The sequence below is a fragment of the Enterococcus salsurae genome, assembly GCF_054784955.1.
The window spans coordinates 630,313-653,426 of record NZ_BAAHWY010000002.1 but is presented as its reverse complement, the minus strand read 5'-3'; the positions used below and the strand labels follow the sequence as shown (position 1 = coordinate 653,426).

18 protein-coding genes and 1 other annotated feature are annotated in these 23,114 nt (G+C 42.3%); of the genes, 12 read left to right on the top strand and 6 right to left on the bottom strand.

The annotated features are described in order from the left end of the window. Positions 1-164: 164 nt before the first annotated feature. From ACYVRS_RS07365 to ACYVRS_RS07335, 7 genes are all read left to right on the top strand, one after another. Positions 165-872 carry a gamma-glutamyl-gamma-aminobutyrate hydrolase family protein gene (locus ACYVRS_RS07365; RefSeq protein WP_461203059.1) on the top strand — a complete coding sequence of 236 codons (708 nt, stop codon included), beginning with the start codon at positions 165-167 and terminating at the stop codon, positions 870-872. A gap of 17 nt (positions 873-889) precedes the next feature. After that, a complete protein-coding gene (locus tag ACYVRS_RS07360; protein WP_461203058.1) occupies positions 890-2,530 on the top strand; it encodes a peptide ABC transporter substrate-binding protein in 1,641 nt (546 codons plus the stop codon). Positions 2,531-2,795: 265 nt separating this feature from the next. Further along, positions 2,796-4,103 carry a PTS sugar transporter subunit IIC gene (locus ACYVRS_RS07355; RefSeq protein ID WP_461203057.1) on the top strand — a complete coding sequence of 436 codons (1,308 nt, stop codon included), beginning with the start codon at positions 2,796-2,798 and terminating at the stop codon, positions 4,101-4,103. Between the two features lie 150 nt (positions 4,104-4,253). Continuing rightward, positions 4,254-5,165 (top strand): ROK family protein, encoded by a 912-nt coding sequence (locus ACYVRS_RS07350; protein WP_461203056.1) that lies wholly within the window; start codon positions 4,254-4,256, stop codon positions 5,163-5,165. A 42-nt stretch (positions 5,166-5,207) separates the two neighbouring features. Next, the gene (locus ACYVRS_RS07345) at positions 5,208-6,059 is read left to right on the top strand and encodes a MurR/RpiR family transcriptional regulator (RefSeq protein WP_461203055.1); all 852 of its coding nucleotides are present in this window, start codon (positions 5,208-5,210) and stop codon (positions 6,057-6,059) included. A gap of 301 nt (positions 6,060-6,360) precedes the next feature. Further along, on the top strand, positions 6,361-8,115 hold the full coding sequence (locus ACYVRS_RS07340; protein ID WP_461203054.1) for an ABC transporter ATP-binding protein: 1,755 nt from the start codon (positions 6,361-6,363) through the stop codon (positions 8,113-8,115). After that, positions 8,099-9,847, top strand: coding sequence for an ABC transporter ATP-binding protein (locus ACYVRS_RS07335; RefSeq protein WP_312542547.1), 1,749 nt, complete (start codon positions 8,099-8,101; stop codon positions 9,845-9,847). Before ACYVRS_RS07340 ends, ACYVRS_RS07335 begins: the two co-directional genes overlap by 17 nt. A gap of 120 nt (positions 9,848-9,967) precedes the next feature. Here ACYVRS_RS07335 and ACYVRS_RS07330 read toward each other — a convergent pair whose 3' ends face one another. Then, entirely contained in the window at positions 9,968-10,873 is a 906-nt protein-coding gene (locus ACYVRS_RS07330) for a LysR family transcriptional regulator (protein WP_313537962.1), read from the bottom strand. Positions 10,874-10,896: 23 nt separating this feature from the next. Next, entirely contained in the window at positions 10,897-11,829 is a 933-nt protein-coding gene (cysK, locus tag ACYVRS_RS07325) for a cysteine synthase A (RefSeq protein ID WP_313537964.1), read from the bottom strand. A gap of 117 nt (positions 11,830-11,946) precedes the next feature. Then, positions 11,947-12,177 (bottom strand) — a binding site (T-box leader). Positions 12,178-12,405: 228 nt separating this feature from the next. Between cysK and ACYVRS_RS07320 the strand changes: the two genes are divergently transcribed. Next, positions 12,406-13,011, top strand: a complete 606-nt coding sequence (locus tag ACYVRS_RS07320) for a short chain dehydrogenase (protein ID WP_461203053.1) — start codon at positions 12,406-12,408, stop codon at positions 13,009-13,011. Between the two features lie 95 nt (positions 13,012-13,106). Here ACYVRS_RS07320 and ACYVRS_RS07315 read toward each other — a convergent pair whose 3' ends face one another. Both ACYVRS_RS07315 and ACYVRS_RS07310 read right to left on the bottom strand, forming a co-directional pair. After that, positions 13,107-13,685: an SOS response-associated peptidase gene (locus ACYVRS_RS07315; protein ID WP_312500062.1), complete on the bottom strand. Its 579-nt coding sequence runs from the start codon at positions 13,683-13,685 to the stop codon at positions 13,107-13,109. Between the two features lie 195 nt (positions 13,686-13,880). Continuing rightward, a complete protein-coding gene (locus ACYVRS_RS07310) occupies positions 13,881-14,027 on the bottom strand; it encodes a hypothetical protein (RefSeq protein ID WP_086273707.1) in 147 nt (48 codons plus the stop codon). Between the two features lie 450 nt (positions 14,028-14,477). Between ACYVRS_RS07310 and ACYVRS_RS07305 the strand changes: the two genes are divergently transcribed. From ACYVRS_RS07305 to ACYVRS_RS07290, 4 genes are all read left to right on the top strand, one after another. Beyond that, a complete protein-coding gene (locus ACYVRS_RS07305) occupies positions 14,478-15,812 on the top strand; it encodes a metal-dependent hydrolase family protein (protein ID WP_313537968.1) in 1,335 nt (444 codons plus the stop codon). 187 nt (positions 15,813-15,999) lie between these two features. Then, complete coding sequence (locus ACYVRS_RS07300; protein WP_461197839.1) at positions 16,000-16,857, top strand: PRD domain-containing protein; 858 nt, start codon at positions 16,000-16,002, stop codon at positions 16,855-16,857. Continuing rightward, positions 16,847-18,703 (top strand): beta-glucoside-specific PTS transporter subunit IIABC, encoded by a 1,857-nt coding sequence (locus ACYVRS_RS07295; protein WP_461203052.1) that lies wholly within the window; start codon positions 16,847-16,849, stop codon positions 18,701-18,703. Before ACYVRS_RS07300 ends, ACYVRS_RS07295 begins: the two co-directional genes overlap by 11 nt. A gap of 27 nt (positions 18,704-18,730) precedes the next feature. After that, complete coding sequence (locus ACYVRS_RS07290) at positions 18,731-20,170, top strand: glycoside hydrolase family 1 protein (RefSeq protein ID WP_313537995.1); 1,440 nt, start codon at positions 18,731-18,733, stop codon at positions 20,168-20,170. A 74-nt stretch (positions 20,171-20,244) separates the two neighbouring features. On the opposite strand, the gene ACYVRS_RS07285 is transcribed toward ACYVRS_RS07290, so the two are convergent. Together ACYVRS_RS07285 and ACYVRS_RS07280 are read right to left on the bottom strand one after the other, a co-directional pair. Beyond that, positions 20,245-21,846 carry an amidohydrolase gene (locus tag ACYVRS_RS07285; RefSeq protein WP_461203051.1) on the bottom strand — a complete coding sequence of 534 codons (1,602 nt, stop codon included), beginning with the start codon at positions 21,844-21,846 and terminating at the stop codon, positions 20,245-20,247. Then, a complete protein-coding gene (locus ACYVRS_RS07280) occupies positions 21,847-22,926 on the bottom strand; it encodes an ABC transporter substrate-binding protein (RefSeq protein ID WP_313537976.1) in 1,080 nt (359 codons plus the stop codon). Positions 22,927-23,114: the final 188 nt, after the last annotated feature.

Below are 23,114 nucleotides of genomic sequence, written 5' to 3'. Positions count from 1 at the left end.
TTTCTATGATTTACTGACAAAATCACAGCACTGTCATTGCTTTGTGATTGTAATTAATTATCACGAATGTCAAAAAAATATTTCACAAAATCACTTAAATAAGCTAAACTAGATGCAATACTTATTTTTAAGGACTATATTATTAGGTAAAGGTGGTGTCAGCTATGGGTCAATCAATTATAGGCATTGCGGCCAACGAAGTGTTAGATGCGGGGGAAACATTGCATCATTTGCCTATCAGCTATACACCGTTGGGATATGTGCGCGCCATTCAGCATGCTGGCGGATTGCCGATGATTTTACCGATTGGGGACAAAGCTGCGGCAAAAGAGTATATCGCGCAAATCGACAAATTGGTATTGGCTGGTGGTCAAGATGTGTCGCCTAAATTTTATGGCCAAGAAAAGACCATCAATTTGTCTAGTTACCTTCAACGAGATGAGTTTGAATTGGCATTGATCGATGAAGCACTTCTGCAGCTAAAGCCAATTTTTGCTGTATGTCGTGGCATGCAATTGATCAACGTGGCACTAGGTGGCACATTGCTGCAAGATATCAGTAACCACAGCGATATTGTGCATATGCAAGCACCCGTGCCAAAGGAAGTACCTACGCATTTGATTGAAACGTTATCAGAGAGTCGTTTGGCTGGGATTTATGGACAAAAGACCCATGTCAATTCGTTTCATCATCAAGCGGTGGATCGCTTGGCAAAAGGCTTGCATCAAACGGCGTGGAGTCCCGATGGCATCATTGAAGGACTTGAAGCAGCAGACCAGCGTTTACTGGCTGTTCAATGGCATCCGGATTTTGCCTATGATGCACTTTCACAGGAAATGGTGGCCTTTCGTTATGTAGTGAATGATTTATAAAGGAGATGGGGATCAAGATGAAAAAAAGAATGTTTGGGATTGCTTTCGTTGCTTTATTGGTATTGAGTGCATGCGGAGGAAATACTGATACAAATACCGCAACAAGTGACTCGGCTGCAAGTGCTGATCAAGTGATCCAAGTGTCGACGGCGGGGGAATTGTCCACCTTAGATAGTGGACAATACACGGATGTTAATAGTTCGGATATGATCGGTCAAGTAACTGAAGGACTTTATCGATTGGATGCAAATGGTGATCCTGAGCTGGCGATTGCCGCTTCAGAACCAGAAGTTTCCGATGACGGATTGATTTATACCTTTACATTGAGAGAGGCAAAGTGGAGTAACGGAGATACAGTAAAAGCCAGTGATTTTGTTTATGCTTTTCAATATGTGGCTGATCCAGCCAATGGATCTAGCAGCAGCAATCAGATGGATGTGTTGAAAAATGGTAGCAAAGTGAGACAAGGGGAAGCAGATGTAACAGATTTGGGGGCAAAAGCCCTGGATGATCAAACCTTGGAACTCACCCTTGAAAGTCCGATCACCTACTTGAATCAGGTGTTAGTTGGTACGCCTTTCATGCCAAAAAATCAAGCATTTGCCGAAGAAAAAGGTAAAGACTACGGATTGTCTGCAGATAATTTTGTTGGAAATGGCCCATTTCTGATTGCCGGTTGGGACGGAACCAATGAATCTTGGACGTTGACCAAAAATCCAGATTATTGGGATGCAGACAATGTTCAGCTGACAGAGATCGATGTGCAAGTCGTCAAAGAAACAGCGACGGGCGTCAGTTTGTTTGAAACAGGTGAACTAGACTACACCACGCTGACAGATACCTATGCACAGCAATACCAAGGTTCAGACAATGCCAATTATGTACCCAAAGCATTGGTTGGTTATTTGAGTGCCAATCAAAAAAGAGCAGTGACGGGAAATGTCAAAGTACGGCAAGCGATTTTGCAAGCCATCGATAAAGAGGCATTTGCTGAGAACATTCTAGGTGATGGATCAACGGCATTGAATGGTTTTGTCCCTAGTAATTTTGCGAAAGACCCCGATACGGGGGAAGACTTCCGTGAAGAAAATGGCGACTTGCTCCCTTATAATCTAGAGGCAGCACAAGCACTATGGGAAGAAGCCAAAGAGGAATTAGGCCAAGATGAAATCACTTTAGAATTGCTGTCGGCTGATACGGCCGCTGCAAAGAAAACGATCGAATTTGTCCAAGGTCAATTGGAAACGAATTTGCCTGGCCTAACAATTGATGCGAAATCAGTTCCATTGCAAAATCGGCTTGATCTGCAATCAAAAGGTGAATTTGATTTGGTCTTTGGTACTTGGACACCGGATTATGCAGACCCAATCAATTTCCTGGAATTCTATGATTCTACTGGCGGACTCAATACATCAGGCTATGCCAATGACAGTTATGATCAGGGTCTTGCCGATGCGCGGACGACCTTAGCCAATGACCCAAGTGCCCGCTGGACGAAATTGAAAGAATTAGAGAAACAATTGGTTGCAGAAGATACTGCTGTTTTGCCACTTTACCAAGGGGCAGTGGCCTATCTAAAATCTGATCGGTTGCAGAATGTGCAAGTCTTTCCTTTTGGAAGAACAGTTTCTTATCGATTGGCTTCAGTTACTGAATAAAAAATAGGGAAAAGCCCATTAGTTGAAATGAGTCTCTGACCATTTCGATTAATGGGCTTTATTGATGATTGATTATCAAAAAAAGAAACGTAATTTTCACAAAATGATGATTGAAACTTTTAATTATGATACAGATGTATCAAGTTTTCTGCTCCCTCTTGAAATAGTGAATAAAGTGAGAGATATTGAAAGCGGTTGCTTGAGTTGTTGTCCGGAAAATGATTCATGTAACCCTAATATATGACATTTATCAGGAGGATTGAATATGAGCGAATCGAAATCAATTATCAATGATCGCATAATGCCAATAATGGGGAAAATTAGTCAAATAAAGGCTATCAGGGCCATTCAGTACGGCGCAATGTCCACCATGCCATTAACATTAGGTGTTAGTTTAATTGCAATTTTAGTAAATCTGCCTATAGATCCATGGCTGTTATGGTTAAGTGAAACTGGATTTGATGAACATATGAGAGCAACCATTAAAGTAACAATGGAAATAACAGCACTATATATGACATTTATGATTGGTTATCATAACTCAAATGAAAGAAACTCAAGCCCTGTCACTGGAGGAATTCTATCATTAGCTTCTTTCTTGGCTTTGATGCCGCAAGTGATACCTTATGATGGCGGAGAAGTTGCAGGATTGAACTTTGATTATATCGGCAGTGAGGGGATTTTTGGTGGAATGATCGTAGCAATTATTATTTCAAGTTTCTATTGTTTATTGGACAAGAAAGGCTTGGTCGTCAAATTGCCCAATTCGGTACCACCTATGGTAGCCCAATCTCTCTCACCAACATTCATTGCGATCATTATTTTTGGTGCAGTTTGTTTAACAAGAATTGGATTTGCTGCAACACCTTGGGGAGATTATTTTGATTTCATAAACAGTGTTGTTGGCGCTCCGATTATGCAATTGGGGGCAACACCGATCTCAGCAATTATTTTTATGATTACTATTTCTATATTTTGGTTCTTCGGTATTCATCCAAACACGATTCTCAGTATTTATTTACCTGTTCTAATGGCTACCGGTTTAGCTAATCTAACTGCTTTCATGGATGGGGAGCCGATGCCCTACCTTGCTTTTTCTGCAGCAATGGCCTTCTATTCATTAGGTGGGGCTGGGAATACACTGGGTATTTCTTTACTGATTCCATTCATTTCAAAATCTCAACGCTTTAAAACATTAGGTAAGCTTAGCTTAGCACCAGCAATTTTTAACATCAACGAACCATTAGTTTTTGGTTTGCCTTTAATGCTAAATCCAATTTTTTTCATACCGATGGTTTCTACTTCACTCGTCAATGGCATACTCGGGATTATCGGCTATAACTTAGGTGTATATGACACATTAAATCCATCGATTTCTCTACCATGGATCATGCCTGCATTCATTGGTCCTATCCTTACAATAGGGATAAAAGGTTTAATTGCTGCGCTTATTGCAATAGTTATAAATGGTTTGATCTATCTTCCGTTCTTCTTAAAAGCAGATAAATTAGCATTTGAAGAAGAATGCCTAACTGAAGATGGACTAGATGGCAAAATCACAGAGGCTATATAGCTGACTATACTTGAGAAGGCACAAATAATGGGATTACCGGATAATGTACTGTTGGGTGGTTCTATTGCTGCAAATCAGAGAAAATAACTTAGAACACCTCGGAAAACTTAATGTTCCGAGGTGGAATTTTTATAGAGAGGTCGGTAGAAAATGAAGTATCTTGTTTATGATATAGGAGGCAGTTATATAAAGTACGGGTTAATATCTGGAAATCGGGATATATTATATAAAAACAAAGTGAAAACACCACTGAAAAGCAAAGCGCTGTTTGTCGAAGTAATGAAAGAAATTTTTGAATCTTTTAAAGATTCAGTAGAGGGCATTGCGATAAGTATGCCTGGAAAGATTGATGTCTTTGACGGATATGCACATACTGCCGGATTTCTGACATTTTTAGATGACACAAATATTGTAGATTTATTTCATAATTTTACTCAATTACCAATCTCTGTAGAAAATGACGGAAAATGTGCTGCTTTGGCAGAGTCATGGGCAGGTGCTCTTTCAAATGTGGAACATGGTATTGTATTAGTTTTTGGAACAGGTGTTGGTGGTGGCGCAATCGTGAATGGAAAATTATACAGAGGATTCAATAGTATAGCGGGGGAATTTAGTTTTGTTCAAGAAGTTGGTTCTCAAAACCTAAATTCATATTTAGGTGCTAGCGGCAGTGTGGTTTCGTTAATAAGGCATGCAGAAAAAGTAAAAGGATTATCAGAAGGATCTTTAACAGGTGAAATGTTTTTTGAACAGGTACAAAATGGAGATGCTGAAGCCAAAAATGTCTTAATCAATTATTGCGATACGATTGCAAGACATATATTTAATTTGCAATATATTTTTGATCCAGAACAATTTGCTATTGGCGGCGGTATAAGTGAACAAATAATGTTTATAGAAGAAATTAAAAAAAGTATCGATCGATTATATGAATCAAATGAATATCACCTTGTTGTTCCTAAAATAGTACAGTGTAAGTTTAGAAATGATGCGAATTTGATTGGTGCTTTGATGAATCATCATTTAAATAAAGTGAAGAAAGTGAGGCAAGAGCTTACGTGAGAAATAAATATTTAAGGTAAAATTTCTATAGGAGATAAGAAAATGAACTTATTTGCAAAACTGAACAGCGTCAACTACTTCTCTGAGACAGAGAAGAATATTACTAATCTGATATTTAAGGATCCATTGGCCTTTACACAACTTACGATTAATGAAATCAGCGCAATGGCGTTTGTTTCGAAAGCAACATTGTATAGATTCTGTAAGAAATTAGGTTATTCTGGTGTTCATGAATTAAAAATTATGATCACTGCATCATATGCAGATCAATTGCAGCATGGTGAACGAAAGATAGATTTAAATAAGCCATTTGAAAAAAATGACTCAGCATTTAAAGTGATATCCAGCTTAAGAGAATTGTATGAACACTCTTTGTTTCTAGCCACCACATGTATTAGTGTGAAAGATATACAGCTGATTGCACTCGATCTACTACACGCGTCTAATGTTATTATTATGGTCGATGATGATCAATTAAACATAGCTAAAATATTTAAAGATAGAATGGAAAGTTGCGGTGTAAAAATAACGATCCCTTCTAATACTTACCAAAAAATATCTATCGCTCAATGTGCTGGTGTCAAAGATATTGCTATCTATGCATCTTATTATCCAATTGAAAAAAAACACTTGGAATTAGTGAAAATACTTAAAGGAAATCAAGTTAAGACTGTTGTGATTAGTTCCTCTGAAGAACACTTGCTATCACAACTAGGCACTAGAAATCTTATAGTTGGACCATTAGAACGAGGAAAAGAACAAATTGCTGACTTTGCTATAACTATTATTTTTCAATTTTTATTTGATTCTATTTATTCAGTTTTCTTCAAAGAAAATTACGAAACCAATATAGAAAATTTACGAATCTCTAAGCTTAAATATCAAAATATATAGTGTAATAAAATTTTTAAACAATAAAATTTATTTTCAAAAAGTCAATCTTTTTAAAAAAAAATTAATGAAAATGGTTGCAATCTGAGAAACTTATCTGTAAAGTATAATTATCAAATAAAAACGAAGGAGGGATTACGATGCAAAATGTTCAATACACACAAGCCAACAAATTGGATAAAGTAAATCCCTTACTCGGTAACCATTAGTGTACAGATAATGTCTTTTTGACGTTTTAGCTCTGTCCTTTTTCCGAAGGGACAGAGCTTTTTTGTGTACTTTTTTAGATTGAGAGGGATAAAACATGAAGTATGTATTAAAACAATTGACAACGTATTTTAAAGAACACAAAGTGCGCTATGCAGTGGTCTTTGGGTTCATGATCATTGCCAGTGCTATGTATGTGGCGCCGATTTATATCTTGCGGCTATTCATCGATGCGCTTTTGCAAGATGATTTTTCGCAAGCTGTGTTGATTCGCTACAGCAGTTTGTTTGCTGGTGCGATTTTGCTGGGGTATCTAGCAGAATTTGTCTGGACCTTCAACTTGTTCATTGGTTCTTATGACCTACAGCGGAAGTTGCGCCAACAATTGATGGGGCATTTCTTAAAAATGGGGGCGCCGTTTTATCAACGTTTCCGAACGGGGGATTTGATGACTCGTTCCAGTGATGATGTGCAAGTGATGGGAATGACTGTGGGTTACGGATTGATGGTCTTCTTGAATACGAGTTTGTATTTGAGTTTCATCGTTGCAATGATGGCAGTGACGGTTTCTTGGCAGCTGACATTGATTGCACTGATTCCAATGCCGCTATTGGCGTACTACATTTTCAAGTGGGGATCGCAAGTGGACAAAGCATTTACGGAAGCACAGAATTCCGTGTCCGAAATGAATAGCGAAGTCTTGGAAATGATTGATGGCATTCGTGTGGTTCGGGCTTACGGATTAGAAGAAGAAACAACGAAGCAGTTTGAAGATAAGACAACAGAGACCCGGGCCAAAAACGATATCGTCTCTGAGATCGATTCACGGTTTGGTCCGTTGATCACGATTATTTTATCCATCAGTTTCGTCTTAAGCTTTGGGATTGGGGCACAATTGGTGGCCAATCAGCAAATCACGATCGGGGCAATGGTTTCATTCCAGGTCTATCTGACGATGGTCGTTTGGCCAATGATCTCGGCAGGGGATTTGGTTAATGTGATGCAGCAAGGCGCAGCATCTTGGCGCCGGATCAATGAGGTTTTGCAGACTGACGATCAGCTTGAACCGGATGGGTCAACTGGCTTAGCTGCTATCGAAACGATCTCATTGAAGGATTATCATTTCAAGTATCCAGAAACCGAGCGGGAAGTGTTGGCAGGCTTGGATCTCACGATTCAAAAAGGAGAAGTCTTGGGGGTCGTTGGCAAAACAGGAAGCGGCAAAACCTCATTACTGCGCCAGTTTGGCCATCGCTATCCTTACTCCGCTCAAATGCCCCAGATCAATGGTAAAGCGTTGACACAGTATACGACTGAGACGCTGCGCAGTCAGTTTGCAGAAGTGCCGCAGGAACATACATTGTTCTCGCGCACAATTAAAGAGAATCTGCTGTTTGGTCAACCGGATGCCAGTGAGGATGCACTTTGGGCGGCGCTAGATGCGGCTTGTTTCTCAGAGGATATCAAACGTATGCCGGAAGGATTAGAAACGATCGTCGGAGAAAAAGGGGTTTCTTTATCTGGCGGTCAAAAACAACGCTTGTCTTTAGCGCGTGCATTTTTACGGCAGAGTGAAGTCTTGTTGTTGGATGATGCTTTATCAGCCGTCGATGCCAAAACTGAGCAAGCGATCATTACAAACTTGAAAAGCATGCAGCATGCACCAACATCGATCATCGTGACCCATCGGTTATCGGCGATTACAGAAGCAGATCAAATCATCGTGTTAGATGATGGGGAAATCAGTCAAAGAGGCACCCATCAGTCATTGATCCAGACACCAGGCTGGTATCAAAATCAGTATTACCATCAACAGTTAAAGGAGGACGATACAGATGTTCTCAACGATTAAGCGCCTGCTTTCCTATTTGCGCTATTATAAAAAACAATTTATGGTTGGTGCCAGCTTATTGCTGCTGGCCGCCGCATTAGAATTAACCTCACCGATGATCGCCAAGCAATTGATTGATCAGGTGATGACACCCGCTTCAGAAACAGCGACCTTAAAAACCATGCTTTTGATTCAGTTGCTTGCCGGGTACTTGCTGGTCAACTTGATTGGTTCATTGTTCCGGTATGTCAGTTTGCTGCAACTAAGAAAAATGTCTAATAGCATCGTCAAAAAGATGCGGGATCAGCTTTTCCAGCATATGCATCAATTGCCTGTGTCTTATTTTGACCAGATCCCGGCAGGAAAAGTCGTGGCCAGGATCACCAACGATACAGAAGTGCTGCGTTCAAATTTTTATGTTGTGGTGATCAGCAATTTGCTGAGCAATATCATGCAGATCGTGGGGGCATTTATTGCGTTGACACTCCTTAATCCCACACTAGGTACAGCGATGCTGGTCTTGATTCCGATTTTAGGGATTTGGCAGCATTTCTATACAAAATACGCCTCTCGATATAATTTGGCGATGCGGGAATATATCTCACAAATCAGTGGGCAACTGAATGAATTTGTTCAGGGAATGGCAATCATTCAAGCTTTTCAACGAGAAAAACAATTACAAAAAGAGTTTGATGAAACAGTCGATAAGTGGTTTCAAACAGGACGCAAGTATCTGCTGCTTGATTCAAGTATCGCATGGGGGTTGGGGAATTTATTACGGAATTCAACGATTCTGATTTTGATCACGACCTTGGCCTCTTTCTTTCTGGATGATCGTTTGGCTATTTCTGCGGGTTTGCTGTATGCCTTTATTGATTATATCAACCGCCTTTACGATCCAATTGAAGGGCTTGTCCAGACAATCACCAATGTGCAGCAGTCTTTAGCAGCTGGTCAGCGGGTCTTTGAATTTGCGGATCAACCTGTGGAGGCACAGCAAACAGCGCCAATGACCATCAAGGAAGGCACGGTTGCCTTTGAAGGTGTCACCTTTGGCTACGATCCAAATCAAGTGATTTTGCATGATATCAATTTCCATGCCCAAGCGGGTGAAACAGTAGCACTTGTTGGCCATACTGGTAGCGGAAAATCGAGTATCTTGAATCTGCTCTTCCGTTTTTATGATCCGCAACAAGGCCGTATTTATGTCGATGGGCAAGCGATCGCAGATCATGATCGTCATAGCTTGCGCCAATCAATGGCCATTGTCATGCAAGATCCATACTTGTTTACTGGAACGATCGCCAGCAATATTGGGATGAATGACCCTGCAATCAGTGAAGAGATGATCATTGATGCGTTGAAACAAGTAGGTGCTGACTATCTATTGGACCGCTACCCAGAAGGCATTCATCATCCAGTGGTGGAAAAAGGCAATGCGTTTTCCAGCGGGGAGCGTCAGCTGATCAGTTTTGCGCGGGCACTGGTATTTGATCCGAAAATTTTGATTTTAGATGAAGCAACGAGTCATGTGGATACCGAAACGGAGTCGATCATTCAAAAAGCAATGACCGTCTTGCAAAAGGGGCGTACTACCTTTATGATTGCCCACCGCTTGTCTACGATCAAAGAAGCCAATCAGATTTTGGTTCTCGATCAAGGGAAAATCGTGGAACGGGGTACCCATAGCAGCCTTGTCCAAATGACAGGCATTTATCAGCAAATGTATCAAATGCAGGCTGAACAATTATAAGCGACAAAAAACTTGCGTGTCCGCTATCAATGGACACGCAAGTTTTTTCAATATAATGCGAAGGGTTGCCTCATCAGCTATGGGGAGTAGGGAAAGGAAGCCTTCGCTTATACACATCATTTAAGCATTGAAGGTAGCGATATGCTGGCGTAATTTCAGCAAAAACGCTTCGCCAATTGGCGAAATATGACGGTCTCGTTTTTTGATGAGGATGATCTCACCTTCGGCTTCATCGACAAGAGGCAAGAACAGCAGCCCTTGTTTTTCGGGATCTTTAACGATCCCTGATCCAGTTCCATAAAGATCCGTTTGTTGCAACAGTCCGATGATCGTGCCGCGGTCGCTGACATGGACGACTTGCTCACTTTGCGCGAAATCAACTAAGTCTTCAGAAAAGAAGGAGAAGCGGCTATCCTCTTGCAAAAAGCGGGCTTGAGAAAATCCTTGCAGATCAGCTAAAGTGACGGTCTGCCTTTTGGCTAACGGATGGCCCAATCGGACAAATACATGGGGACGGAAAGTGCCGATGTGTTCGAAAGTCAGTTGGGCCCCTTGCAGCAAGCGAATCATCCCAGCACGGTTTTCATCATTGAGGTACAAAATACCAAACTCGCTGCGGTGTTGTTCGACGTCAGTGATTACCTTCAAAGTGGTGGTTTCAAACAAGCGAAATTGGCGGCACTCTGGGAATTCAGCCAATAGTTCGCTAACAATAACAGCTGTAAAATCATAATGTTGACTAGCAACAGAAAACGCCTGATTGTGGGCTTCCTTATGTGAGAACCTAGTTTCAAGCAGTTCCACTTGGCTAAGAATAGGCTGGGCATAGTCCAAAAATTCGGATCCTTCAGCCGTCAACCGTGCCCCTTGATTGGTTCGTTCAAACAATTGAACACCCAATTCTAGCTCCAATTCTTTGATGCTCTGAGAAAGACTAGGTTGAGAAAGATAAAGCCGCTTGGCTGCTTCTCTGAAACTGCCATGATCGGCAATGGACTGAACAACGCGCATTTGCTGAATATTCACGGTCTCAACCTCCAATCATTTTTTCAGGCTTCGTCAAAGTCATATAAAGGGGTGGACAAGTAGCGTTCGCCGTTATCAGGAATGATGGCCAATACCTTTTTGCCAGCCCCCAATGTTTTGGCTGTATCGATTGCCGCTTTGATCGCAGCACCAGCAGAAATACCAACCAAAAGACCTTCTTTGGTACCGGCATCCCGCGCGGTCGCAATCGCTTCTTCACTAGTCACTTGTATGATTTGTTGATAAGCCTCCGTATCCAAAACGTCAGGAACGAATCCTGCAGAAATCCCTTGAATCTTGTGGGGTGTGTGTTGTCCGCCTGATAATACAGGGGATTCTGCAGCTTCAACGGCAATGATCTTTAGGTCTGGGTATTGTTCTTTTAAGTAGTGACCCGCGCCTGTGATGGTGCCGCCTGTGCCAACACCAGCAACAAAAGCATCCAGCCCTGATTGACCAAAAGCTTCGGCGATTTCTGGTCCTGTTGTATCATAATGGACCGTAGGATTGGCCTGATTATTGAATTGAAGCGGCAAGAACCAACCATTTTCTTCGGCCAATTCTGTTGCTTTTTTGATGGCCCCTTTCATTCCTTCGCCTGCAGGCGTCAAGACCAACGTTGCACCATAAGCTTGAATCAGTTTTCGGCGTTCGATCGAAAATGACTCAGGTAATACGATGACCACCTTGTATCCCTTGGCAGCACCCGCAAAAGCTAGGCCAACACCGGTATTGCCAGAAGTGGGTTCAACGATGGTGCCGCCGGGTTGCAGTTGGCCATTTTTTTCGGCCGCTTCGATCATGGCTAAGGCAATGCGGTCTTTCACAGAACCAGCTGGATTGAAAAATTCTAATTTGACATAGACATCCGCAGCGTCTTCAGGTACTAGTTTTTTTAATTTAACGATCGGGGTATCTCCAACAAGTTCTGCCACTGAATCTACGATTTTTACCATATATTTTCCTGCTTTCTGTTTTGAAATGATGGGGTGATAAGTGCGCGCGTGTATGTAGTGGCAATTCATAAGTAAAAGGGAAGGGAAACAAAAAAAATCCTTTCAAAGTATCAACTTTGAAAGGACGATCATCTCGTGGTACCACCTTACATTTGATTTTGCTCACGCAAAAACACTTGGTCAGTTCGTTAGAAAAAACTGGATTGCGCTATCGGGCTCTCTCCGTTGCAGATTATTCGTCCGCAAATGCTCAAAGACCATCTTCTGATTGTTTTTCCTATTCGCTTCCACCAGCCACGAACTCTCTATGAAGTCATTCAATCGTACTCTTCTTATCACCGCATCTTTATGAAATTACTAGTATCTTAGAGCAGAAAATCTGAAATGTCAATTCTTTTCGTGATAGGTGATTTCAATCACGGGTGCCGTATCCCTACGCTTTATTGCGTCAAGTGATGAAACAAGCGAATTCTTTGAGAAAGAGCAAGACTTCTTATACAATCAGAAGCAACACCTGCTCATGGATTTTGGTCAAAGAAGAAAACCATGGGTGATCAAGAGAAATGAGGTATTTAGATGAAAGTATTGTTGATTGGACATACAGGAACGTTAGGGAAAATCTTATTTGAAGGATTTAGCCGCCTGTCAGAAGTTGAATTGGTCACTGCCAGTAGACATTCGGGCGATTTTCAAGTAGCGATCGACGAGGTGTCGAGTGTGAAAGGACTTTTTGCTGCGGTTGGCCAAGTCGATGCAATCGTATCGGCAGCCGGTAGCACGGTGTTTAAACCGTTTACTGACCTAGCACCGGCAGATATCCAACAGTCGATTGCATCAAAATTACAAGGTCAAGTGAATCTTGTCCTGATTGGTCATCCGTATGTAACGGATGGTGGGAGTATTACGTTGACATCAGGTATCATCAAAGAAGCTTTTATTCCAGAAGGTACGTCATCGGCCTTGGTCAATGGTGCGATTGAGTCTTTCGTTGCTTCAGCGGCATTTGAGATCGACAGAGGCATACGGATCAATGCAGTCAGTCCAAATGCATTGGTAGGTTCATGGGATGCCTACGCCCCTTCCTTTAGAGGATTTATTCCGGTAGGCGATGCCCCGGTTTTTGCTGCATACGAAAAATCAGTTTTTGGCATTATGACGGGTCAGACATTTAAGGTTTGGTGATCCAGTATCACAGTAGATGAACGAATAAAAAGAACGGTTTGCCGATGGTTTTCTACCGGCAAACCGTTCTTTTTATGGTGTTCTTAGCAGACAGGTTAGACTTTTATTGCATGCAATAACGGCATCTGTGCTTGCAAGATATGGCGCGCAAATGAAAGATCAGTGATCCAACTAGGAATGTCCTGTGCAGCAATCAATAATGGCATACGATCATGGATCGGTGCCACTGTATGATTTGGTTCTGTCGTTAAAATGATCGATTCCGTTTCCACTTTTCCTTCGTTTTCAAAAATACGGTAAAAGCCAGCAGCATATAAGGGATCCTCAGTTGAAAAATAAAATTTTTCTTTCTCGTGGTTCCATTCGTAGAAACCGGACATTGGAAATACACAGCGGTACTGCTGAAAGGCTGCCTGAAAGGTTTTTTTTGCTTCGACGGTTTCAGCGCGAGCGTTGATCATCAAATGTCCTTTCTTGAAGCCCGTAAAGCCCCATTTTGTCACGCCAGCAACGATTTCTTGTTGGCGGTTGGCACCTAATGTTACCACATGATTGGACGGGAAAACGTCATTCACTGCAATCGTTTGCTGTTTTTTTCTGGCCTTAGCAGCCGCTTCTTGATAATACTTGGATAATGCACCAGTTGTGGGATCAAATAAATATCTTCCGCACATCAACAATCACTCCTTTTCTCTCATAGATACGGGGAAGTGTTCATTTAAGTATAGCGACTATGTATGTATTCTTACCAATGATTTGCTTGCACTTTATATTATTTGAACGTTATTTACATTGGTGGACATGTATAAATAAAAAACAAAAAAGGCAGTCAACTTTTTCGGTTGGCTCCCTTTTTTTAGTCTGATTGGTTATCCAATTTTTTTCACTCTCCCGCCAATTTTATCAGCAAAACGTTCGGCTTCTTCTTTGCGTTTGTAGGTTAAAGCAATTGATTTATCGCGGGTTCGTTTGCCTTGGGGTGTGAGATAACCATGGAAGATTTTGATTGCATACATTTAGTAAGCACCTCCTTATCTGATGTGATAATAACAAATTTAACGCTTACATTCAAGTTTTTTTTGTTATTATTTTAAATAAAGCGTTATTTTTTTCGTATATGATCAAAAATCATTTGCTGTGAGAAGGAATCCAAGGCTTTCATAGCACGATGTTGACTGATAACGCGTAAAATAAAGTGTGCTTATCAAGATGAAGTGGATTGATCAAACAAATAGGCGGCGTGCCAAAATGAAAGATGTTCAGCTGAGATTTATGACGCATAAGAAATGAACTGCTGAAAGACCGATAGTACGTATTGTTTTAAACAGTTCCGAATACCAATGATTGGCATCGATATTGAAAGAAATCAATCCTCGACTAGCTAAATCAAGAATGTTCCCTTGGTTGCTTTGCTTTTTTTTGCTACTATCAACACAATGACAATTTTTATCAAAAGGAGCGATTTTTTGGCCAAAACAGCATGGATCAACTGTCGATTATTTCACGAAAAACTAGATGAATGGCTCATAAGTACGATTCTAGTGAACGAGAAAGGGCGAATCATCGATGTATTGTCGGAAAACAGCGGTGATTTGTCTGGCTATACCATCAAGGATGCTAGACAAGCATATGTTATACCGGGATTGATCAATGCCCATGCCCATTTATTTGCTAGTGGCGCACCAAGTACAAAAAAATATCCAATTCCCTTAATCAATAGCGCTTATCGCTTGCTCAACACAAGTTTGGGATTGGCAATTCTGCGAAAAATCATGAAAAAACATGCGTTGATCGAATTGCAATCGGGTGTGACGACTATTCGGAGTGTGGGAGAATTTTTCTATCAGGATGTTCGGTTACGAGATAGGTTTACAGAAGAAGCAAATAGTTGGCCAGATTTATTGACGTCGGGATTCTTTTTAAGCACGACTGGTGGACATGGGGCGCCTTATCTGGCCTTAGAAACAGATTCCCCGTGGGAAGGGCGCAAGAATGTCCGCAAGAATGTCCGGCAAGGGGTCGATTGGATCAAAATCTGTGTGACTGGTGGTGTCACTGATGCTAGACGTATAGGAGAAGCAGGGGCACTGCAGCTGACGGAACCAGAAATTGCTGCTATTTGCGACGAAGCCCATAAGAATAAAATGATGGTGGCAGCGCATGTGCAAAGCACGGAAGGGGTCCGGATTGCGCTGAAGGCTGGCGTGGATACGATAGAACATGGTGCCCCAATGGATGATGAAATCATTGCCCTCTTCAAGAATAATCCACAGGCTTTGCGGGGATATTCTGCTTTGATGCCCACCTTTCAGGCAGCAGCACCTTTTGCGATGCTAGATAAGGAAACACTCGGTTTGAATCCTGTGACCGTAGAAAATGGGCGCCTAGTTTATGAGGGAATGCTGGAGGGCCTGCAGCAAGCAATTGCCCATCACATCACATGGGGTGTTGGTAATGATGCATCGATGACCTTTGTCCCTCATTATGATTTTTGGCGGGAATTAGCGATCACAGCTGCAGCTGCCGGACTTGCGCCTAAAGAAATGATTCAACGTGCCACGGCAGGGAATGCTGCCATTTTAGGGATAGATCATGAAGTGGGAACGATCGCAGCAGATAAAAAAGCCAACTTCATTTTGTTGGAAAAAAATCCACATGAGGATTTGCGGACATTGACCAAGCTCCAAGCTGTGGTGAAAGAAGGACAACTTGTCAAAGGCAAGCCAATCAAACGCTTCAGCGAACTAGATCAGCTGATGGATCAAGTGCTGCAACGGATCAAAGAGACTGCTGTTCAATAAAGTCTGTATATCTGTTGAAATTCCGATTGACAAGTTTTTTTTGAAGTGCTATGATAGCGAGGTAAATTAGATAACGGTTACAGAAGTGCTGTGACCAAGAGGCGTGTTACTGGATAAGCAGGCAAACCTCATATTTCACCAAGGGTGGAGTATGGGGTTTTTTAGTGCGTACAATTTGGAGGAAACCATGAAAATAAAAAAATTTTTAAACAACAATGTTGTCTTGCTCAAAAAAGGCAGCAATGAGATCATCGGCTTTTCGACAGGCATCAGCTTCAATAAAAAGGTAGGAGATGATGTAGAAGAACAAGATTTTGAAAAAATATTCGTGCTGGATACCCATGCGATGCTGGAACATTTCAGCTATCAATTAGGAAAGTGCGATCCCCGATATGTGGCCATCGTGGCTAAGATCGTGGCGTATGCCAAACAAAATTATCAATTGGCCATTAGTGATTATATTTATTTGACTTTGTTGGATCATATCGATTTTACCGTCCATCGTATCAAGCAGCAGATAACGTTTCATAGTCCATTGCAATGGGATGTGCGGCGATTTTATCCTGACGAGTATGCCATCGGTGTTTATGCCGTGCAATTATTGGAACAAGAATTGGCGATCGAAGTGCCCACAGAAGAAGCGATATCGATTGCTTTGCATTTCGTCAATGTGCAATCAAAAAAGAAAGACATGACAGTCACCAATAAAATCGCTAAGTTTATCGAAGATGTCTTAACGATCGTAAAATATGAGTACAAGCAAAATTTTGACGAAAACAGTTTTCACTATTCGCGTTTTGTCACGCACCTGCATTATTTTGCCCAAAACGTGATCAATCATACGATGCCTGGATATGAAGAGTCTTCTTTATACCAGCAAATCGAAAAGATGTATCCCCAAGCGTTTCATTGTGTATCGAAAATCAAAATCTATATCAAAAATACGTATGATATTACCATTTCAGAAAATGAGGAAATTTATTTATCCCTCCATATCCAGAAATTGACGGAGCAAGGAGAGAAGGAGAAAAATCATGGATTATAAACAATTAGCCAATGATATATATGAAAAAGTCGGCGGTGACAAAAATATTCAGCATGTCACACACTGCGCGACACGTTTGCGCTTCACTTTAGCGGATGATAAAAAAGCCGACAGTGAAGGCATCAAACAATTGAAAGGCGTAACAGGACTTGTTCAAGGCAATGGACAATACCAAGTGATCATTGGACCGGATGTTTCAAGTGTTTATGCCCAACTGCCAGTGACAGAAAATGGGGCAGAAGAATCATCAAATGACAATTCAGTGATTTCACGTCTATTGGACTTTATTGCCGGCTGTTTCACACCGATGATCGCAATTATCGCGGCTGGCGGAATGCTCCAAGTCGTTTTATCATTATTAGAACTTTCCGGTATTTTGGCAGCCACAGATGATACATATCTTGTTTTGTATCAAGTCTCGCAAGCAGCGTTCTTTTTTATTCCGATTTATTTAGGGAATTCTGTTGCCAAACGGTTGAAAATCGATCCTTTCTTAGGAAGTTATGTTGGTGGGATCTTTGTGATGCCAGGTTTGACGACCTTGTTGAGTCAAGAAGGCGGTATCACTTTGTTCGGTCTCACAGTACCGAATGTCAGCTATAATGCGTCTGTTTTACCTGTTTTGTTGACAGTTTGGTTGATGTCTTACGTCTATCGCTTTGCGGATCGGATTTTACCAAATAGTGTCAAATTTATCTTGCGTCCTTTGATCGCGATCATTGTGATCACGCCATTTGCGTTGTTGCTGATTGGACCTTTGGGGGTAACGATTGGGAACTATGTATCGCAATTTCTAAACTACTTAACCAACAACTTTGGTCCTTTGGCTGTATTATTCATGGGTGCTTTTGCGCAACTATTGGTGATGACAGGCATGCATACGACCTTGACACCGATTCTTTTGACCTCATTGGCAACTTACGGCTACGATGATTTGATCGTTCCTGGGATGTTGCTGGGATTGGCTGCTGAGGCAGCGATTTGTTTAGCTGCTGGGATCAAAGCCAACGACGCAGAATTTAAACAAGTCAGCTTTTCGTCCGCAATCACGGCCTTGATGGGGGTTTCCGAACCTGCTTTGTATGGTGTGACTTTGCGTTTGAAGAAACCTATTGTAGGAATGATCTTAGGTGGTGCAGTGGGCGGACTTTATTTTGGTCTGATGAAAATCAATACCCCAGTAGTGATCGCTTCTTTCGTGGCACTGCCTTCTTATAGCAATGTGCTGCATGCAACGATTGGTTCACTCATTACGTTTGCCATTGCATTTGCTTATACTTGGTTTGTTGTCAAAGACAGCGACTTTCCCAACAACAATGTGGCGACAGTGACAGAAACAGCAGATGTTCAAGCACCCGCAGCAACAGAAACAACAGAGGAACAAGCTGTAGTTGAAAAAATCGTTTTGGCTCCTTTGCAAGGAACAGTGATTCTTTTAGCTGAAACCAACGATCAAGCATTCGCTTCCCTTGCTTTAGGCAAAGGCGCTGCAGTGAAACCACAAGATGATACTATTGCTGCCCCGTTTTCTGGTAAAGTGTCAGCAGTCTTCCCAGGAAACCATGCGATCGGGATCACTAGTGATTCTGGGATCGAATTGTTGATCCATATTGGTATCGATACAGTCAACATGCAAGGAGACGGCTTTACACGTCAAGTCAATGACGGAGACACGTTCTCCGCTGGTCAAGCGTTGCTGCATTTCGATTCAGCTAAAATTGCGGCTGCCGGTTATGAAGATACTGTCATGATCACAGTCACAAATACCATGAACTTTTTAGATGTCGTGGCTTTGGCTGCACACCAAGACGTGCAAGCTGGCGACCAATTACTGGCAGTATTCTAAGTAGAAGAAAGGATGGACAAAATCAAGATGAGTTTTCCTAAAGGATTTTTATGGGGCGGCGCTTCAGCTGCCAATCAATATGAAGGCGGCTATAATGAAGGAGGCAAAGGTCTTGCCTGTGCAGATTTGATCAGCGGCGGGAGTCATACGACTTCTCGTCAGATCACCCCAACGATTGAAGAAGACCGTTTATACCCGAGTCACGAAGCGACAGATTTTTATCATCATTATGAAGAAGATATTGCGTTGTTTGCTGAAGCAGGGTTCAAAGCCTTTCGGATGTCGATCAACTGGACCCGTATTTTCCCAAATGGCAATGATGAAACCCCAAATGAAGCAGGTTTGGCTTTTTATGACCGTGTCTTTGATGCTTGCCGCAAGTATGAGATCGAACCTATTGTTACGATTGCTCATTTCGACGTGCCAGCCCACCTAAGTGAAGCCTATAATGGCTGGGCCAGCCGCCAAGTGATCGATGATTATACCCGCTATGCAACCGTCTTATTTGAACGTTATCATAGCAAAGTGAAGTATTGGATCACGTTCAATGAAATCAATACGGCGACCTTGTCGATCGGTAATTTTCTTTCACTAGGGTTACAAGTGGGGGCCGCATCATTCATTGATCAACCAGACAATATGCAGGTGCGTTATCAAGCCTTGCACCATCAGTTTGTAGCCAGTGCGCAAGTAGTTGCCTATGCGCATAGCCACTACCCAGATTTAGAAATTGGCTGTATGATTTCATATATGCCTCGCTATCCTTATACCTGCCATCCAAATGATGTTTTATTGGCAAAACAAGAAGAAAATATGCATTCTAAATTTTGCGGCGATGTACAAGTCACCGGCAAATATCCTTATTATGCCAACAAGTATTTTGCGGATAACGGGTTTGAAATCGAATTTGGTCCAGAAGACCAAGAGATTCTTGCCAAAGGCACCGTTGATTACTATACCTTTAGCTATTATTTGACGCTATGTGTCTCTGCTGATGACCAAGTCACCAAAAATGGCCATAGCATGATCGGCGGTTCTGGCGTCAACAATCCGTATTTAGAACAAACCGAATGGAATGCCATGATCGATCCTGTAGGTCTGCGGATTGCTTTGAACGATATCTATGACCGCTATCAATTACCACTGATGATCGTGGAAAATGGGATCGGTGTCTCAGAAGAAGTTGCGGCAGACGGTCAGATCCATGATCAATACCGCATCGATTATTTGCAAAAGCATATTGCTGAAATGGATAAAGCCATTGCAGATGGTGTGGAATTGATCGGTTATACGATTTGGAGTGCGGTCGATATCGTAAGTGCGTCAACAGGCGAAATGAAAAAACGCTACGGTATTATCTTTGTGGATAAATATGATGATGGGACCGGCACCTTGGCTCGGAAGAAAAAAGATAGTTTCGCTTGGTATCAGCAAGTGATCAGAGAGAATGGGCTATCACAAGTATAAATTAGGTAGTAATAGACACACAAAAAGGAGCGCTCTCGGGCGCCTTTTTGTGTGTCTTATTTATGGGAATCATATCACTCAGCTTGATACACAAACTGACCATCAAAAATGGTTGCTGCCACTTTCACCTTCAGCAATGCCTCCGGTGACAATGGCAATATATTCTCAGACAAAATACAAATATCTGCTAATTGACCCACCTCAAGACCACCAATATCTTGACGGCTCAGGGCTTTGGCCGCGCCAGCAGTATGGGCGTAAAGAGCTTCTGCTACGGCCATTTTTTCTGTCGGCATCAGACCGCCATGTGGTTGACCGCTCTTCTCGCTGCGAGAAACGGCAAAATAAATCGAGTCCAGCGGGGTCACGTCGATCACTACTGGCGTATCCGTACCAAAAGCCAATGTTGCACCTTGCTGTATGAAAGAGCGGAATGGGAACATTTGCTGGGCCCGTATTTCACCTACTTCTTCTTCCAACGTTTCCCAGCCTACCAAAAGATGACTAGGTTGCACAGAAAGGACCAATTGCTGTTGCGCAATGAGGGGCAGATCCGTTGCATCCATCACTTCTAAATGTTCCAAAGTATTGTATTTGCCGCTAGAAAGCGGCTGGCAGGCTGCACTCTCCTGGTAAAATAGCAGGGCTTGCTGGATCGCTTTGTCCCCAATCGTGTGGATGCGCATCGGCCAATCGCGTTGATTGGCGGACAAAATGAGTCGGCGCATCTGTGCAACATCGATGAGAGGCATACCAACATCTCCTGGAAAATAGGGTGTTTCATAACTCTCTTTCAAAAAAGCCGTATGGGTACTGGTCACGCCGTCAAAAAATTGTTTGACACCACCCATTTGCACCTTTTCAGAGCGATAATGCTGGTAGTATTCTTGCAATAGTGCCGTATCTTCACGCATGGCAGGGTAAAAGACAGCCCGCACTGTTGCCGAAGCAGCTGTTTTCTTGTACAAAGCTGGATAAACGAGATCATCCCAGCTTTCTCCCGTCAGTGCGACATCCCCAATCGTCGTGATACCATATTGATTGAGTTGTTTCATATAGTCAAGAAACGCTGCCGGGCTTTCAGGCTGGAAGACATGTAAGACTTCTGCCAGATAATGAATGGCGATCGCTTCTAGGAAACAGCCGGTCAATCGATTGTTTTCCATCAATGCTTCACCGCTAATACCTACGGGCAATGTTTCAGGTGTGATGCCTAGCGCTTTGATTGCACTGCTGTTGAGCCAGATGCTATGGGCATCGCCAGCAATCAGCATCACCGGCACATCCTTGCAGTAACGATCGATACTGGCTCTGGTGGGATAGACTTGCTGACCAAAGTCACTGCTGAACCAGCCAATCCCGATTTTCCATCCATGTTTGATCGGAATCGCTGGGACTTGCGCGGCAATAGCTTCCTCCGTCAGTCCTGTGACATGGGTCAATGCACCTTGATGAAGGAGTGCGGATAGATAGAAATGCACATGGGCATCGATCAGTCCAGGAATGATCATTTGATTTTGGACATGGATGTGCTGGGTACCAACAGGCAGATTCTGTGGGATTTGATCGATGGTGCCCCGATCAACGATTCGATTGCCTTCAATCAGTAAAAAGCCGGCAAACGTGGTTTTCGATTCGGTATCAAAGATATAATTCGACTGCAACAATATGGCCATTTATAATCCCAACTTCCATTCTAAGAAAAAGTCATTGTATGCTTCAACCGTGTCTTTTCCCAAATATTCGTAGTGTTCCATCAGTTCCATCGCACTTGGCTCTGGATAAAAGGCTTTGTCTTGCGTTAATTCACTTGGCAGACTGTCTTTCGCTGCTTCACTAGGTGTCGCATAGCCGACATAAGCCGCATTTTGGGCCGCATTTTCCGGACGCAGCATGAAATTGATGAAGGCATAAGCACCGGCTTTGTTGCCAACTGTTTTAGGGATCGCAAAGTTATCTGTCCAAATCGCGCCCCCATCATCCGGAACGATATAACGAATCGCTGGGTTCTCTGCCATGACATAGGCTGCGTCCCCAGAGTAACCAATCCCAATAGGTGCGTCATTGTTGATCATCAAGGTCTTGATTTCATCTGTCAAGACGGCCTTCACATTTGGTCGAAGTGCGTTCAGTTTTTCAACAGCCGCCGCAATTTTGTCAGGATCTTTTTCATTTTGGGAATCACCCAACACCTGCAAGGCAATACCTAGTGTTTCTCTCGCGCCATCTACCATCAAAATATCGTTTTTGAAAGCCGGCTGCCAAAGATCAGACCATCCGGTGATCAAAGACGGATCGATCTCATCCGTGTTGACCATGATCCCAATCGTGCCCCAGAAATAAGGGATCGAATAGGTATTTTCCGGATCAAAAGATTGGTTCATCAAAAATGAGGACAAATCTTCTGTACCAGTCAATTGCGTATGATCGAGAGGCAATAGCAATCCTTCTTCGATCATTTTCGGAATGATCGATTCACTAGGGAAGATCAAGTCATATCGTGTGCCCCCTTGTTTGACTTTTGTTTCCATTGCTTCATTTGAATCAAATGTATTATAGATAACAGAGTAACCACTCTCAGTTTCAAATTTTTTGATCAAATCGGGATCAACATATTCACCCCAATTATAGATGATCAGCGTATTGGGATCACTAGACGATGTCGCGCCTGATTCCTTCGATAAGACCGTTGTCCCGATAAACAATAAGGACAAGATCCCAACGATTCCGCCAAAAAATACCAACAACCTTTTCAATGCATCAATTCCTTCTTTCCATTTGTTTTTTTATTCTTGAGTAGATTAGCCGATTTAGCTTGAAAAGGCAACAAAAAATTCAATGTGAAAATCGAACGAATAAAATAGCGCATACTCTGTTAAAAGCAGGCGAGTTTTTTCTCATTGGAGATCAAATGATTTGTCAAAATCTCTCTTTATGCCTAAGC

What these genes read in the sequence shown, in the direction of transcription:
- ACYVRS_RS07365 (WP_461203059.1), top strand. Translation starts at nt 165, where the DNA reads ATGGGTCAATCAATTATAGGCATTGCGGCCAACGAAGTGTTAGATGCG.
- ACYVRS_RS07360 (WP_461203058.1), top strand. Translation starts at nt 890, where the DNA reads ATGAAAAAAAGAATGTTTGGGATTGCTTTCGTTGCTTTATTGGTATTG.
- ACYVRS_RS07355 (WP_461203057.1), top strand. Translation starts at nt 2,796, where the DNA reads ATGAGCGAATCGAAATCAATTATCAATGATCGCATAATGCCAATAATG.
- ACYVRS_RS07350 (WP_461203056.1), top strand. Translation starts at nt 4,254, where the DNA reads ATGAAGTATCTTGTTTATGATATAGGAGGCAGTTATATAAAGTACGGG.
- ACYVRS_RS07345 (WP_461203055.1), top strand. Translation starts at nt 5,208, where the DNA reads ATGAACTTATTTGCAAAACTGAACAGCGTCAACTACTTCTCTGAGACA.
- ACYVRS_RS07340 (WP_461203054.1), top strand. Translation starts at nt 6,361, where the DNA reads ATGAAGTATGTATTAAAACAATTGACAACGTATTTTAAAGAACACAAA.
- ACYVRS_RS07335 (WP_312542547.1), top strand. Translation starts at nt 8,099, where the DNA reads ATGTTCTCAACGATTAAGCGCCTGCTTTCCTATTTGCGCTATTATAAA.
- cysK (WP_313537964.1), bottom strand. Translation starts at nt 11,829, where the DNA reads ATGGTAAAAATCGTAGATTCAGTGGCAGAACTTGTTGGAGATACCCCG.
- ACYVRS_RS07320 (WP_461203053.1), top strand. Translation starts at nt 12,406, where the DNA reads ATGAAAGTATTGTTGATTGGACATACAGGAACGTTAGGGAAAATCTTA.
- ACYVRS_RS07315 (WP_312500062.1), bottom strand. Translation starts at nt 13,685, where the DNA reads ATGTGCGGAAGATATTTATTTGATCCCACAACTGGTGCATTATCCAAG.
- ACYVRS_RS07310 (WP_086273707.1), bottom strand. Translation starts at nt 14,027, where the DNA reads ATGTATGCAATCAAAATCTTCCATGGTTATCTCACACCCCAAGGCAAA.
- ACYVRS_RS07300 (WP_461197839.1), top strand. Translation starts at nt 16,000, where the DNA reads ATGAAAATAAAAAAATTTTTAAACAACAATGTTGTCTTGCTCAAAAAA.
- ACYVRS_RS07295 (WP_461203052.1), top strand. Translation starts at nt 16,847, where the DNA reads ATGGATTATAAACAATTAGCCAATGATATATATGAAAAAGTCGGCGGT.
- ACYVRS_RS07290 (WP_313537995.1), top strand. Translation starts at nt 18,731, where the DNA reads ATGAGTTTTCCTAAAGGATTTTTATGGGGCGGCGCTTCAGCTGCCAAT.
- ACYVRS_RS07285 (WP_461203051.1), bottom strand. Translation starts at nt 21,846, where the DNA reads ATGGCCATATTGTTGCAGTCGAATTATATCTTTGATACCGAATCGAAA.